This window comes from Serratia sp. 4542, assembly GCF_016805595.1.
GTDB lineage: Bacteria > Pseudomonadota > Gammaproteobacteria > Enterobacterales > Enterobacteriaceae > Serratia > Serratia nevei.
Map to the genome: position 1 here is coordinate 108,047 of NZ_RXKV01000013.1, position 15,142 is coordinate 123,188.

Genomic DNA, 15,142 nt, shown 5'->3' on the forward strand with positions numbered 1-15,142 from the left:
CGTGCGGCTTTGGGTACTACTTAACGTTTATTATGCAGGGTATCCGTTAAATCACATCAATGCTGGGTCGAAACTTTGACCTCCCCCTCAGTTACGCCGTCGGCGGGCGCGGCCTGCGGCACCGGTACGTAAGGCGTTTCCTGGTCGGTGCGTTTCGGGTTCTTGTGCGCCGCCATCGCGGTTTTTACCCCGTAGAAGATGATGCTGTACACCACCAGCAGGAACAGAATGCTCAGCCCGGCGTTGGTGTAGTTGTTCACCACGATGTGGTTCATGTTGGCGATCTGCTGGGCGCTCAGCTCGGCGCCGCCTTCGGCGATCTTGCGTTTGTACTCGCCGGCCAGGAAGAAGAAGCCTTCCAGCTGCGGGTTGTCGCTGAACAGCTTCAGCCCCAGCGCGTAGGTGGTGCAGATCAGCAGCCACACCGCCGGCAGCACGGTCACCCAGATGTATTGGGTGCGCTTCATCTTAATCAGCACCACGGTGCCCAGCACCAGCGCCACGGCGGCCAGCATCTGGTTGGAGATGCCGAACAGCGGCCACAGGCTCTTCACGCCGCCGAGCGGATCCACCACGCCCTGATACAGCAGGTAGCCCCACAGCCCGACGCAGCCGGCGGTGCCGACGATGCCGGCCACCAGCGAGTCGGTTTTCTTCAGGAATGGCACGAAGTTGCCCAGAAGATCCTGCAGCATAAAGCGGCCGGAGCGGGTGCCGGCGTCCAGCGCGGTCAGGATGAACAGCGCCTCGAACAGAATGCCGAAGTGGTACCAGAAGCCCATGTTGGCGCCCGGAATGATCTGGTGGAACACGTGGGCAATGCCCACCGCCAGCGTTGGCGCGCCGCCGGCGCGGTTCAGCACCGAAGGTTCGCCGATGTCGGTGGCAGTCTGCAGGATCTGTTCCGGGCTGATGACGAAGCCCCAGGAGCTGACCGCCGCCGCCGCGTGCACGGTCACGTCCTTCAGCGAAGCCATGATCATCGGCGCGTCTTCGGTGCCCAGGCGGTGCAGATCCGGCATGGTGATGCCCAGCGCCGCCGGTGGGGTGTTCATGGCGAAGTACAGGCCCGGCTCGATGATAGAAGCCGCCACCAGCGCCATGATGGCGACGAAGGACTCCATCAGCATCGCGCCGTAGCCGATAAAGCGCGCGTCGGTCTCATTGGCCAACAGCTTCGGCGTGGTACCGGAGGCGATCAGCGCATGGAAGCCGGAGACCGCGCCGCAGGCGATGGTGATGAACAGGAACGGGAACAGGGTACCTTTCCACACCGGGCCGGTGCCGTCGACGAACTGGGTCACCGCCGGCATTTTCAGCTCAGGGTTGAGGATCACGATGCCGATCGCCAGCCCGACGATCACGCCGATTTTCAGGAAGGTGGCCAGGTAGTCGCGCGGCGCCAGGATCAGCCACACCGGCAGCAGGGCGGAGACGAACGCGTAGCCGATCAGCGTGAAGGTGATGGTGGTGTCTTTAAAGGTCAGCGCCGGGCCCCAGTACGGGTCGTGCGCCACCACGCCGCCGAACCAGATGGCGGCCACCAGCAGCACGATGCCGATGATTGACACTTCACCCACGCGGCCGGGGCGCAGATAGCGCATGTAGATGCCCATAAACAGCGCGATCGGCACGGTGGAGCAGACGGTGAACACTCCCCACGGGCTTTCCGCCAGCGCTTTCACCACGATCAGCGCCAGCACCGCCAGGATGATGATCATGATCAGGAAGCAGCCGAACAGCGCGATGGTGCCCGGTATCGGCCCCATCTCTTTTTTGATGATCTCACCGAGCGAGGCGCCGTTGCGGCGCGAGGAGATGAACAGCACCATAAAGTCCTGCACTGCCCCCGCCAGCACCACGCCGCCCAGCAGCCACAGCGTGCCGGGCAGGTAGCCGACCTGCGCGGCCAGCACCGGCCCCACCAGCGGCCCGGCGCCGGCGATGGCGGCGAAGTGGTGGCCGAACAGCACGTTCTTGTTGGTCGGCACGTAGTTCAGGCCGTCGTTGTTGACCACCGCCGGAGTGGCGCGGCCGGCGTCCAGCTTCATCACCTTGGTGGCGATGTACAGGCTGTAGTAGCGGTAGGCCACCAGATACACCGCCACCGAAGCGACGACGATCCACAGCGCGCTGATGTGTTCGCCGCGGCGCAGCGCCACCACGCCGAGGCAGGCTGCGCCGAGTATCCCCAGCAGCATCCACGGAATGTGCTTTAAAATCCCCTCTCGTTTCATGAGGTATCCTTAATTCCAGTCTGCAAAATATGAATGAACTCATCCGCTTGTAAGAGATGTCAGAGTGGCGCGGTGAGCCGTAGCGTCTTTCCCGAGGTAAGGCGGGTTTAGGAACAGCTCATCATCGCTGGGGGTAAGGGGGGAAGACAGGCGTATTTCGGTCAGCGGTCAGATCCGCCGGGTGAACGGTTGGATTGGCGGGGTGAGCGGTTGGCGGCCTGAGCCAGAGAGTCGGCCGCCGGCGGGCGGCGACCTGTCTCCTCAAACCGTCTGCATGGCCTGCAGCAGGTGGATAAACGCGGCGCTGAGCGGCGGCGTGGCCGGCTCATGGCGGGTAAAGACGTAAAAGCGCGCGCTGATGTCGATCTCGTGCGTCGGGATTTTCTGCAGGTGCAGCTGCGGGGCGTAGTGCGCGACCACCCGATCGCTCAGCAGCGCGATATAGCCTTGCTGCCTGACCAGGCACCAGGTCGCCAGAAAGGAGTCGGTCTCGACGATCTGGCCGTGCGGCGTGTAGCGTTCGGCGATCTCGCGGATGGCGGCATGCCCCACCGAGCAGGAGCGCGGCACCACCCATTTGGCCTCGGCCGGCGGCTGCCCGGCTGCGGTAAGATCGCCTCCCTGATAGAGCGAGAAGCGCTCGCTTTTCAGCGCCTGCATCGCCAGATCGGCGCCGCCCGCCGCGCCGTTCAGGCTGCTGACCGCCAAATCCAGCTCGCAGTTTCGCAGCCGGGCCAGCAGGCCTTCCGGGCCGTCCTCCACCACCGTCACCCGGGTATGCGGGTAGCGGCGGTTGAAGCCTTCGAGCACCTGAGGCAGGTAGCACAGCAGCGGATCGACGCTCATCCCCACCCGCAGGCGCTTCTCGCCGTCAGCGCTCAGGCCGCGCAGCTCGTCAAACGCGTTGAGCAACTGATTGGTGGCGGCGTCTATCCGCCGGTAAAACAGCTCGCCGACCGCCGTCAGGCGCACGCCGCGGTTGCTGCGCTCCAGCAGCCGCGCGCCGATGGTCATTTCCAGCTCTTTCAGCACCCGGCTGAGCGTCGGCTGCGAGATGGCCAGCTTTTTCGCGGCCTCGTGCAAGCTTCCACAGTGGACAATGTCTTTGAACATCGTCAGATGAGCCAGCTTTGGCATGGTTTTCATGGTTGATCTCCCTGGAAGTGAAAGGCATCAGCCGGAGCCGGCGATGCGGCTGTAATAGGCCTGTTTCATCATGCTGTCGTTCAGCAATTTATTGATGGTCTGGTCGAGCACCGGCGTGGTGACGGAGGCCGGCATCAGCGTGGCAGTGATCTCCACGTCGTCGTCGCCAAAGGGTTCGATATCCAGATGCGAGATAAAGCAGTTTTCCCCTTGCAGCACCTGTTTGAATTTGGCCAGCGCTTCACGCTGCTCATGTTCGAAGGCAATGACGCAAATCTGGTAGGTAGACTCGCCGTTAAGGTCATTAAAGGGCTGTTTGTTGACCATATTGACCAGCGGGCGCAACAGGGTGTTGGCGGCGAGCACGAACAGCGTGGCGGCCAGCGCATCGCCGTACAGGCCGCAGCCGGCGCAGGCGCCGACCGCCGCGGAGCCCCAGAGCGTGGCGGCGGTGTTCAGGCCGCGGATGTTCATCCCTTCCTTCATGATGGCTCCGGCACCGAGAAAGCCGACGCCGGAGACCACGTAGGAGATGACGCGCACCGCGCCGCCGCTGCCGTCGATGGTCATGGCCAGATGGACGAAGATCGCCGCGCTGGTGGCCACCAGCGTGTTGGTGCGCAGCCCGGCGGTGCGCTGGCGGAACTGTCTTTCGTAGCCGATGGCCGCGCCCAGGACGGATGCGGTCAGCAGCGTCAGCAGTGTATGAATGAAATGCATGATAATAACTCGATGTATTATCCGCTTATCATGAGCCACCCGTGGTGGGGTAACTCTTGATAAACAGGTAGTTAAGTTGGCGGGGTTCCGTCCCGCCAGTCCAGGGCGGCGCTCAGTGCGCGGCGGCGATCTGCCGGCTGAGGGTCTCGCTGATTTTGTCCGTCAGCGGCTGCATCCCCTCGCGGGTGCGCGCCTCACGGCGCTGCGTGATGTGATAGCAGCCGTCGAGGGTGCCGGCGCCCAGCAGGAGGATGCGGTCAGACATCATCACCGCCTCCTCTACGCTGTGGGTCACCAGCACGATGGAGCGGGTTTTGATCTGGCGCGTGCTCCAGATACGCAGCAGGTCGCTGCGCAGGTGTTCGCCGGTATAGACGTCCAGCGCGGAAAACGGCTCGTCCAGCAACAGCAGCATCGGTTCTACCGCCAGCGCGCGCGCGAAGCCGACTCGCTGGCGCATGCCGCCGGAAAGCTCGCGCGGGTAAGCATCGCGGTAGGGCGTGAGCCCGACCAGATCGAGCATTTTCAGCGTCTGGGCTTCGACCACCTGCGGCGGCAGATCCTGCGCCTGCAGCCCGAAGGCGATATTTTGGTAGACGTTCAGCCACGGGAAAATGGCGAAGGTCTGGAACACCATGTTGATCTGCGGATTCGGCCCCGAGACTTTTTTATCCCCCAGCATCACGCTGCCCAGATCCGGCGCGATCAGGCCGGAAAGCATGCGCAGCAGGGTGGATTTACCCGAGCCGGACTGCCCCAAGATGCTGACGACCTCGTTGTCGTAAAGGCGCAAATTGATTTCATTCAGCACCAGACTTTTTTCTTTACCGGTAGGCTGAACGCTTTTGCTGACGTTATTGACCGTCAGCAGCGTGGTTTTTTTTACCATCATGATCCGTCTCCACCCAATTAAAAATATGAGCATGGAAAAAGGGCCGATATTTATCGCCGGGCAGGCGTAAAATAAATGCGGGTGCAAATAAGCCTGACCGTTATCGGACTGTTAAAACGCTTATGCTGGAGGGGTTAGCCCATCGGGCGTGCCGGTGCGGCATGCGCGCAGGCCAGAGGCTGAAGGGTAAAGCGAAGGGATGCTATAACTGACTCATATCCTGACACTTTCAGGATGCAATGGGATGACTATTGCTCCTGTGACCTCAGCGATTCCAACAATAAAATAAACAACCAACTGTCGCCGTCCATATCATTCTCCCGTTATTTTTCGTGTGGCCATAATACGCGTGCCATAGCCTGTTATTCAATGTGGTTACGCCGAATTATGGCGGCAAAATGTAATTTAATATGAATGCGGGAAAGATTTTCTTTATTCATTAAACGGGGCGTAAACAGAAAGTGCCAGAATGAATATAGGCATCATTTTATGGAAATATAAACCTGAATTAAACGAGAGAATAACGTGGCGGACGAAAGTTAAATCATGAGCCGGCCGGAGAGCGCCCTCCGGCCGGGATGGGGATCAGAACTGATACATGATGCCGGTTTCGACGATGTCATCGGCGCCGGCGCCGACGGCGTTCTGCCGTTGCAGCAGGTTGAGTTTGTACTCCACGTAGGTCGACATGTTGGCGTTGAAGCTGTAGTTCAGCGCCAGATCCAGGTATTTGACCAGATCGGCGTCGCCAATGCCGGGCAGGTTGCGACCGCGCGTTTGCAGGTAGGCCAGCGAGGGCGTGACGCCGGAATCGAAGTGATACTGCGCGACCGCCTCAATAGCGTCCGCGCGAGGGGCGAAGCCGGCGTAGCGATCGCCGTCGACGTAGGTCATGTTCTCGGTGCGCGCGTAGCTTGCCGCCAGGTAGAGGTTGTCCTGGTCGTATTTCAGCCCCAGCGTCCAGGCCCGGGCGCGATCGCCGTCAGCCAGGCCGAAGCGCTGTTGCGCAAGCGTGCGCGCAGAGTTGGCGTAGGCGCCGCCAACGTTGAGCCCCACGCCGGTGTCGTAGGTGGCGGAAAAGGCGTAGCCATCGCCGTTTTGCGTCTGGATATCCTTCGCCCGTTGAGCGTCGTCCCCCCGATTCTTCCCCTGATATTGCAGGCCGAGATCCAGGCCGTCGACCAGACCACCCAGGCTGCGGTTGTGGTAGGTCAGCAGGCCGTTGGCGCGGCCGGTCATAAAGTTGTCGGCCGCTTCGTAGCTGTCGTTGCCGAATTCAGGCAGCACGTCCGTCCAGCCGGCCACGTCATACAGCAGGCCGTAGTTGCGGCCGTAATCCAGGCTGCCCCAGTGGCCGAACGTCAATCCGGCAAAGCCCAGGCGGGTATAGCTGTCGCCCGGCCCGGCGCTTTCCGGCTGATCGAGCCCTGCCTGATATTCCCACTGCCCATATCCCGTCAGCGCGTCGCCGATCTGCGTTTCGCCTTTGAAACCGAAGCGGGTATAGGAGCGGTCGCCGTTATTGTCGGCGTCACTGCTGAAGTAATGCACGCCGTTCAGCTGGCCGTACAGATCCAGTTTATTGCCGTCTTTATTGATGATTTCCGCGCCGCTGGCGGCGGCCGGCAGCAGGATGAGCAGCGTCATCAGCACGCTTTTATGGTTCATTTCAGTTCCCCAAGTGGATGAAAACAGGGCCGTTAACCGGCCGATTGCGCTTGCGCGATTTTTTTGTAAAGACAGCTGCGGATCCGATCGGTGAGGTGCCGCAGGCTTTCCCGGTTGCGCGCCGCACGCGGGAGGTTGACGCTGAATTCGTCGTCGATCCGTTTGCTGGTTGCGTCCAGGATCAGCACCCGATCGGACATCAGCACCGCTTCTTCGACGTCGTGCGTCACCATCACCATGGCGCGCGTGCGCAGCCGGTTGTCTCCCCACAGCGCCAGCAGGTCGCCCCGCAGTTTTTGCGCGGTAAAGATATCGAGGGCGGAGAAGGGTTCGTCCAGCAGCAAGAGGTCGGGCTCTACCGCCAGCGCCCGGGCGAAGCCCACCCGTTGACGCATGCCGCCCGAGAGCTCGCGCGGCCAGGCGTGCTCATAGCCGGTCAGGCCCACCAGGCGCAGCAGCGCTCCCAGCCGCTCGGCGATCGTCTGCGGCGGCAGCCGTTGCGCCAGCAGCCCGAAGGCGATGTTGTCGTACACCGTTAGCCAGGGATAGAGCGCGTAGGACTGAAACACCATGCCGACGTTGGTGCTCGGGCCGTCGACCGGTTTGCCCGCCAGCGTGAGCGTGCCGCTGTCCGCTGGGATCAGCCCGGCCAGCATGCGCAGCAGCGTGGACTTGCCCGAGCCGGATTGCCCCAGAATGGTGACGAACTCGCCGGCGTGCACGGTCAGCGTCACGTCGTGCAGCACGGGTTTGGGGCGCTTGTTTTCGCCGATAAACGTCTTGTTCAGCCGGCGGGCGCTGATAATCACGTCTTGAGTCACCATGTGGTTCCCCCTTGATCAGTCATATTTGAATTTGGTTTCCGCGATGCGATACAGCGGTTGCCAGACGAAGATGATGCACAGCGCCACCAGCGCGCACATGGCGGCGCAGCCCAGCGCAGACTCCGGGTTCTTGCCGGCGTCGGTGACGACGGAAATGAACGCGCCCAGCCCGGTGGCGCTGAGGGTGGTGCTGCCCCACTGGATCACCTCGGCGGCGATGGCGCTGTTCCAGGCGCCGCCGGCGGCGGAGATGATGCCTGTCACGATGTAGGGGAAGATCGCCGGCAGCATGTAGTAGCGCCACCAGCGGAAGCGGCGCAGCCCGAAGGTTTCGCTGACCTCGGTGATCTGCGTCGGAATGGCGGAAACGCCGGCGATCACGTTGAACAACACGTACCACTGGGTGCCCAGCATGATCATCGGGATGGCCCACCAGCCGAGATCCTGATGATAAATGGCGATGAAGGCGGCGATCAGCGGGTAGAAAATGTTGGGCGGAATGGCCGCCAGGATCTGGATGATCGGCTGGAAGATCTTCACCAGCCGCGGATTCATGCCGATCCACACCCCCAGCGGCGTGAAGATCGCCACGCTGAGCAGCATGGCCGCGGCCACGCGCGCGGTGGTGAGCAGCATCCATTCCGGCAGCATCGCGAAGTACTGTTTGGGGAAGTATTCCCACAGCCGGTAACCGAACCAGACGCAGGCCAGCACCACGCCGAGATACCACAGGCTGCGCCACAGCCAGTTCCCCTTGGCGGCGAGCCTGAACAGGCGGTGCAGGCCGAGGGCGTACCACAGCCGCGGCAGCTTGAACAGCCACAGGTCAGCCAGCGCGCGCAGCGTGCGGCCCAGTGCCGCACCGACGTGCGAGAAGGCCAGGCTGTTGTAAAACCACGGATTGCCGAGCGGCCGGCTGGCGGTGACGTCTTCGTATTTGAAGCGTGCGGTGTAGCGTACCAGCGGGCGGAAAACCAGCTGATCGAGCAGCACGATGTTGGCGGCCAGCGCGACGATCGCATACAGGATCGCCGGCACGTTCTGCTGCGCCAGCGCTTCGGCGATATAGGAGCCGACGCCGGGCAGTTCGACCGAGCGATCGCCGACCGGAATGGCTTCGGAGGCCACCAGGGCGAACCAGGCGGCGGATTGCGATACCATGGCGTTCCACAGCAGGCCCGGCACTGAATAGATGAACTCCAGCCGCCAGAAGCGTTGCCACGGGTTGTAATTGAAGCTGCGTGCGGCTTCATCCAGCTCCTTGGGCACGATGCGCAGCGTCTGATACAGCGTCAGCATCATGTTCCAGGCTTGGCCGGTAAACACCGCGAAGATGGCGGTGCATTCCAGCCCCATCACGCTGTGCGGGTAGAGGTTGAGAAAATACACGGTCGTGAAGGTCAGGAACCCCACCAGCGGCACCGACTCCATAAAGTTGACGAAGGGCAGGATCACCCGGCGCAGCGGCGTATAGCGCGCGGCCAGCACGGCGAATACCACAGAAAACAGCAGCGACCAGGCCATGCCGAGGAGAAAGCGCATGCTGGTTCTGAGCGAATAATAAAGCAGGTTCCAGGCATCAAGACTGATGGCAGAGACGTTTTGTTCATTGAAGTTACCGTGCATGTCACCCCAGGCACGAATAAAAAAGGCAATGAAAAAAACACCGATGGCGATAACGATAAAGTCGTTTAAATAAGACTTTCTGAAAATAGATGTACCCCGGTTATTTTGCATAACGCAATACCTTATTTTTCCCATAAGAAATCCGTCGCCGCTCGGGGAATATGCCCGGCGACACCAGATAAATACCGCTGTAGCGGTTGAGACAGACGTTGTTTTCGCAGCGGGGCGATGGGCGGGCCGGCAGAGCGGGAAAGGCCGTCAGAAGGGGAGCGGTTGCCGCATTCCGTGTCTTTCAGAATGCAACCTGGATGGCATTACTGAAAGACGCCCAATAGCATTAGCGTAAAACTAAAACTTTCATCGCCCATGGGGCCCTCCTCGGTTTAAATATGGCAGGGAGAGGGTAATGTGTTTTACTAATAAAAAGCAATTGGCGAAATAGGGTTTTTACGGTTGATATGTAACAGGATGAATATTCATTTTTTAATCGCTATATCCGGAAAATGAAATAACGCATGGTGATGGCAATAAAGGCGGTAAAAATAAATCGCGGCGAAATAAAACGGCGCGCCTGAAGGGCGCGCCGCCGTAAATCAATAAACCTGCCTGCCGTTGATGCCGGCGGGGAAAATGCCGGTGGCGAACAGATGCCCGTTGGCCTGGATCTGATCGTCGGGCAGCATCTCCAGCGGGAACTCGGCCGCCAGGCAGCTGAGAAAGGCGTTGCGATCGTCCGTGGTGGTAAAGCCGATCAGATCGTAGAACAGCAGCGAAGCGATCAGTTGGCGATGTTCCGGGATGCGCCGCAGCAGCGCCGCCGACGGGAACGGCAGGTGGAAGAAGAACGCGCAGGCGTTCAGCAGCCCTTGCTCCTTCAGCGCCTGGGCGCAGGGCAGCAGCTGATAGTCGTCGATGCAGACGATGTCGCCGGGGCACAGGTGCTCGCAGGCGATATCGGCAAAACGGAGGTTCAGCTGCCGGTAGGCGCGGTAGTTTTCCGGCGTGAAATGCGCCTTCTCCGGCTGGTTGTGGAACACCGGCCACAGGCCGTCGTGGTAATAGCCCTGATAGTGACGGCGAAACTCCTCGATCGACAGCGGAAAGGTCACCTGATCGTAACCGGTGCCTTGACGGCAACTGATCGGGCGCTGCGCGAAATTCTGCACGTCGCCGTTCCAGCCGAGCCACAGCCCCGGCTCGGCGTCGGCCGCCAGCGTCTGGCCGGCGCAGGCCAGATCCTTACCGTCGCACTGCTTGTTGGAAATCAGCACCAAACGAGACATGGGGGCCTCCTTATCAGTGAAGGGCGCGCAGGGCGTGCGCCGAACCATCGGCGCGCCAGGGCGCTTGCAGCGCGGGCAGCGTGACGCGCAGGCCGCGCAAGGCCGGATGCGCCAGGCAGCAGCGCGTCAGCCAGCTTCCCAGCCCGACGCCGCGGTATTCGGCGCTGACGAACAGTTCGCTCACCGACGCGAAGGTGGCGTAATCGGTCACCATGCGGGCGAAGCCGAGCAGGTGGCGCTTGCGGTACAGCCCAAAGCACAGGCCGTGGTGCACCAGGCGCTCGGCCGCCGTCCGATCCGGCAGGCTGAGGAAACGCTGGATCGCCTCGATATCTAACAACTGCCGATCGGTGCTGATATGAAAAACGCCTTTGCGCCAGCAGAGCAGCGGCTGTACGGGCGCCCGTTGCGATTGCATATTCATGATTATCCTTAGGTTAATGAACCGGGTGGTTACAGCATCCAGCCGAGTTCGGCGGCGGTGACCTGTTCCTCGAAGCGGCGCAGTTCGGCGCTTTTGCAGGTGTGCCACAGGGTGCAAAACGCCGGGCCGAGCAGCTCACGCAGCGGATCGCTGTGGCGGAACAGCGCCAGCGCCTCCTGTTGGCCGAGCGGCAAGGGCGCGGCGTTGTCGCTCTCCCAGCCGTTGGCTGCGGGCGGCAGTGGCAGCGGGTTTGCCAGCCCGTGCAGCAGGCCGCCAAGCATCACCGCCAGCGCCAGGTAGGGGTTGGCGTCGGCGCCGGCCAGGCGATATTCGATGCGCTGGTTGGCGCTGTCGGCGCAGGGCAGGCGCAGCGCCACCGTGCGGTTGTTGTGGCCCCAGGAGGCGCGCAGCGGCACGTGCATGCCAGGGCGGAAGCGGCGGAACGCGTTGATGTTGGGCGCCAGGATCGCCATCGACGCCGGCATCAGCGCTAGCATGCCTGCCATCGCCTGCTGCATGTTGTCGCTCAGTTCGCCCGGCGCGCCGGTCAGCAGGTTCTCGCCGTGCTCGTCCTGCAAACTGATGTGGAAATGCAGCCCGCTGCCGGCGGCGTGGGCGCAGGGCTTGGCCATAAAGCAGGCATGCTGGTGATGTTGCTCGGCAATCTGCCGCGTCAGGCGTTTCAGCGCCATGATCTGGTCGCAGGCTTCCAGCACACGCCGGCTGTGATGCAGATTCAGCTCGTATTGGCCAGAGGCGGCTTCGGCCACCACGCCGGTCAACGGCAGGTTTTGCAGGCGGGCGTGCCGTTCGATGTCGCTCAGCAGCGCATGGTGACGTTCCGGCGCATCCACCGCGAAGCTCTGCGTTGGGCAGGTTTCCGCCTCGGCGGGGTGCTGCGGATCCTGCAGGTAGAACTCCAGTTCGGCCGCCACCACCGGGAAGCAGTTGCGCTCGTGCAGGCGCTTCAGCACCCGTTGCAGCACCACGCGCGGCTCCAGCTCGCAGGCGCCGCCGTCGGCGTTTTGCATCGTCAGCAGCAGCTGGGCGTGGCGTTCGGGATCGCGCGCGCAGGGGCGCAGCGTGCCGGGCACCGGCAGGCACAAGCGGTCCGGCTCGCCCGCCCGTTGCCCCAGCCCGCTTTCTTCAATCACCCGGCCGTGCAGGTCCAGGGCGTAGATCGATAGCGGGAAGTAGCAGCCTTTCTCCAGCCCAAAGGCTTCGGCGATCGGCAGCCGCTTGCCGCGCAGCTGGCCGTTCAGATCGTGCAGATAAATATCCAGCTGTTCGGTCTGCGGATAGCGCTGCAGGTAGTGTTCCAGCTCTTTGTGGAAGGCGCGCGTTGGCGAAGCGGGCAGCTCCGCCAGCAGCGGATTGAAGCCGATGATATTAGAATGCATGGCGCGCTCCAGAACGGCGACCGATCACGGCCAGAGGCAGGGATAAACGCATGGGACAACTCTCTTGTGAGGCCATAGCGGCGATGTGAAAAGGGTATCTGCGGCGGCAAAAACTGTCTGTAAAAACGCCGTAACGTTAACGGGGCGCGGAATAAAAATGCCGTAAAGAGCGCGGCGGCGTTAGCGGGGTGGCCGCGCCGGCACGGTCTATACTGGCGAGACGGGCCGTTGAAGGAGAGATAACGATGAAGAAAATAGGGCTGCTTATCGCCGCGCTGGCCGCGTTCAACGCCACCGCGTCTTCCCCACAGGCGTGGGCCGAGAGCGAGCGGGCGATGCGCGCCGCCTGCCTGAAAGCCAGCGGGCTAAAAAACGCCAGGGTGGAAGGGGCGATCGTTCACTACGGCGATGACGTCGGCTATTCGGCGCTGTTTATCGGCGGGCGCTACCCGCAGCCGTTTATGAAAAACAAGCCGGGCAGGGAGCTGTGCTTATATCAGCGCGCCACGCAGAAGGCGGCGGTGCAGGCGGTGGAGGGGGATTAGACCGACTTCAGGAGATAGCTCAGGAGACACATGATGATTAAGAGTGCTCCTTGTAGCATTAATAGTCTGAAATCATTACGGATCCAACTTTGTAGCCTTGGTGATGAAGCAGTTCGAACGAAGTCGTAGGTTTTGGGGCTTAGCCAAACGTTGCGAGTCAGTTTTAATTTCCGGTTGTTCAAAATCCAACGAAACCACTGGGCTTTTAGTGAAACACCGATGAAGTTAAGGTTGTCCGCTATCACGACAAAAAGTGGAACAGGGTGTTTACTCACCACATAGTGTTGATAAAAGAGATCAAACTCTTTTTTATGAAGTCGATAGTAAATAAATTGGATAATAGCGATAAGAAGGCAAAGAAAGAATAGTAATACCACTAAGAGTTTTATCTCTTTTATGTAAGACTCAATATAATTGATCATTTTTATACGTTGATTTTGATGAGATAAATAAAAATACAGCCCACGGTGGTAATAATGGCCTCTACGAGCAAAAGTATAAAATCCATCGCCAGCCACTTCTGTAGCTCAGGAGAGGTGGTTTTTTGCACGAAGTCGTAGGTTTTCGCATCGAGCCAAACCTGATTCCTAATCTTGATTTTTTTCCTCTTCAGGATCCAAAGAAACCACTGTGCCTTTAATGAGATTCCTAGCATGCCGAGTCCGTCGGCAAAGGCGACGTAGGGCGGAATAAAATGTCCGCTGCCGGCGTAACGCTGATAGAACGCGTCAAACTCTTTTTTATGGCGACGGTAACCAATGAACTGGATGAAGGCGCTTAAAACCAGCAGCGTTGAGCATAATATGGCAAGGGTTTTCATCGAGCAGCCTGAATCACGACATTCTCGCTATTATCATAAAGATCAATGCCATGATGAAGAGCACGCCTTCCAGCGCCAAAAGCGTGCCGTTGTTTTTCATCCAGGTCTGCAAGCGTTCAGATGATGAAAGACGAACAAATTCATAGGTCTTGGCGGGAAGATATTGGTTTTTCTTCACCTTGATTTTCTTGCCGCAAAGGATCCATCTGAACCATTGGACTTTGATGGAGGTACCTAAAGAGCCAAGGCCATCGGCAATCGTGACGTGAGCAGGGACAAAGTGGCCCTGTTGGGTATAGCGTTGATAAAAAACATCGAACTCACGTTTATAGCGACGAGAGTAAATATATTGAACAAGCCAACAAAGTAAGAGCAGCACGGCTGCAATAAGTGATGCTGTTTTCATGAGTCAGTCACCAAAAATAAAACCTGTAGCCGTATCAGATAAAGAACCACCGAGCCAACCACCGGCGGCTCCACCAGCAGCCGCACCCGCTATGCCACATGCTAACGACCCAACGCCACCAGTGGCGACGCCTAATACAATTCCGCATAGTAACATTCCCCCAGCGGCACCTAATTCGCCGCCTTTGATACCGAAGGCAGTACTTGCTGCAAAATGACTGTATCCCTTCACCGCGATCTTGGCGCACTCCTGTTCGCGACCGGTGGTGCAGGCGTTGTAGACGTCGTTGGTGGTATTCAGCCCGCTCAATCCGATGCCGATCCAGCCGCCGGCTTTCATAAACTTGGCCGCACGGCTGGCGCTGTCGACGTAGTTCGAATAGCCCTTGATGGCACCGACGCCGGCGGTGCTCCATTCATGCACCAGCGATTTACTGGAGAGCCCCAGTGCGTGTTTGATTTGCGCATACTCTTTCATATTGAGTTGAGCACGAGTAAGGCGATTCAGTAACGGTTTTAATGTACCGAACAGCCGCGCTCGTTCCACCTGAAACTGGGTTCCAATCAAAGCGCCACTCGTGCGGAACTGATTTTGGTAGGTTTTTTCAATTTCGACCAGGATATTTTTGATCTGACTGAAGTAGCGTTCTCCGGCATCCGAAGCCAGCCCGACGACCGTTTCCCCATAGCTGGTGAAGGCGGCGATAGCGGCGTAATTGCGGTGCAAGAAGGTGGAGAAATCGCTGTCACCGGCTTTCACCGCTTTGCTGGTGCGGCTCTTGGCCTGCATTAGGGCGGCGATCTGCGTAGATTGATGATGATTGCGCGGATCGGCGACGATCAGCATTTGCCCCGGTTGAACCAGCGGCGTATCGGCATTGAGCTGCATAAAAAAGCGTGCCGCTTCGGATGGCTTGCCACCGAACAGGTAGTTGGCGTGGAAGGCGAGCGGGCCTGTTTGTTGGGCGATGCAATAGCCCGGTGCGATGTTGCTGGACTTCTGTTCCATGTCGAAAAGCCTCCTTATTTTTAGGAAACTTAACATTTTCTATAGGGTGGTAACAGGTTCTGGCTCACGCTCTCGATCGGAGAATCATCTGAAAACATCGGCATTTCGCTAAATTTGCCTCTCCTTCCCTCTATTTGATTGAA

Annotated in this window: 14 protein-coding genes; 1 reads left to right on the plus strand and 13 read right to left on the minus strand. The window is 59.7% G+C overall.

Features of this window, described 5'->3' with window-relative positions:
• Positions 1-56: 56 nt before the first annotated feature.
• The 10 genes from EKL15_RS19815 to EKL15_RS19860 form a co-directional block, all read right to left on the minus strand.
• Positions 57-2,237: a carbon starvation CstA family protein gene (locus tag EKL15_RS19815; protein WP_033648584.1), complete on the minus strand. Its 2,181-nt coding sequence runs from the start codon at positions 2,235-2,237 to the stop codon at positions 57-59.
• 261 nt (positions 2,238-2,498) lie between these two features.
• Positions 2,499-3,383 (minus strand): LysR family transcriptional regulator, encoded by an 885-nt coding sequence (locus tag EKL15_RS19820; protein ID WP_038878288.1) that lies wholly within the window; start codon positions 3,381-3,383, stop codon positions 2,499-2,501.
• A 27-nt stretch (positions 3,384-3,410) separates the two neighbouring features.
• On the minus strand, positions 3,411-4,103 hold the full coding sequence (locus EKL15_RS19825) for an MgtC/SapB family protein (RefSeq protein ID WP_047569513.1): 693 nt from the start codon (positions 4,101-4,103) through the stop codon (positions 3,411-3,413).
• Positions 4,104-4,215: 112 nt separating this feature from the next.
• The gene (locus EKL15_RS19830; protein ID WP_203090285.1) at positions 4,216-4,995 is read right to left on the minus strand and encodes an ABC transporter ATP-binding protein; all 780 of its coding nucleotides are present in this window, start codon (positions 4,993-4,995) and stop codon (positions 4,216-4,218) included.
• 585 nt (positions 4,996-5,580) lie between these two features.
• Positions 5,581-6,663, minus strand: a complete 1,083-nt coding sequence (locus EKL15_RS19835; protein ID WP_193158636.1) for a porin — start codon at positions 6,661-6,663, stop codon at positions 5,581-5,583.
• Positions 6,664-6,695: 32 nt separating this feature from the next.
• Entirely contained in the window at positions 6,696-7,487 is a 792-nt protein-coding gene (locus EKL15_RS19840) for an ABC transporter ATP-binding protein (protein WP_060422096.1), read from the minus strand.
• Positions 7,488-7,502: 15 nt separating this feature from the next.
• Positions 7,503-9,113, minus strand: coding sequence for an ABC transporter permease subunit (locus tag EKL15_RS19845; RefSeq protein ID WP_238423742.1), 1,611 nt, complete (start codon positions 9,111-9,113; stop codon positions 7,503-7,505).
• 593 nt (positions 9,114-9,706) lie between these two features.
• Positions 9,707-10,396 (minus strand): trehalose-6-phosphate synthase, encoded by a 690-nt coding sequence (locus tag EKL15_RS19850; protein ID WP_197658021.1) that lies wholly within the window; start codon positions 10,394-10,396, stop codon positions 9,707-9,709.
• Between the two features lie 13 nt (positions 10,397-10,409).
• Complete coding sequence (locus EKL15_RS19855; protein ID WP_203090287.1) at positions 10,410-10,820, minus strand: GNAT family N-acetyltransferase; 411 nt, start codon at positions 10,818-10,820, stop codon at positions 10,410-10,412.
• 29 nt (positions 10,821-10,849) lie between these two features.
• Entirely contained in the window at positions 10,850-12,220 is a 1,371-nt protein-coding gene (locus EKL15_RS19860) for a glutamine synthetase family protein (RefSeq protein ID WP_203090288.1), read from the minus strand.
• Between the two features lie 245 nt (positions 12,221-12,465).
• On the opposite strand from EKL15_RS19860, the gene EKL15_RS19865 reads away from it, so the two are divergent.
• A complete protein-coding gene (locus EKL15_RS19865; RefSeq protein ID WP_080491208.1) occupies positions 12,466-12,765 on the plus strand; it encodes a hypothetical protein in 300 nt (99 codons plus the stop codon).
• 424 nt (positions 12,766-13,189) lie between these two features.
• Here EKL15_RS19865 and EKL15_RS19870 read toward each other — a convergent pair whose 3' ends face one another.
• The 3 genes from EKL15_RS19870 to EKL15_RS19880 are packed head-to-tail and all read right to left on the minus strand — an operon-like array spanning position 13,190 to position 14,999.
• Entirely contained in the window at positions 13,190-13,585 is a 396-nt protein-coding gene (locus EKL15_RS19870) for a hypothetical protein (protein ID WP_203090289.1), read from the minus strand.
• A 13-nt stretch (positions 13,586-13,598) separates the two neighbouring features.
• On the minus strand, positions 13,599-13,991 hold the full coding sequence (locus tag EKL15_RS19875; RefSeq protein WP_100396008.1) for a hypothetical protein: 393 nt from the start codon (positions 13,989-13,991) through the stop codon (positions 13,599-13,601).
• Between the two features lie 3 nt (positions 13,992-13,994).
• Positions 13,995-14,999 (minus strand): hypothetical protein, encoded by a 1,005-nt coding sequence (locus tag EKL15_RS19880; protein ID WP_142109211.1) that lies wholly within the window; start codon positions 14,997-14,999, stop codon positions 13,995-13,997.
• Between the last annotated feature and the right edge of the window lie 143 nt (positions 15,000-15,142).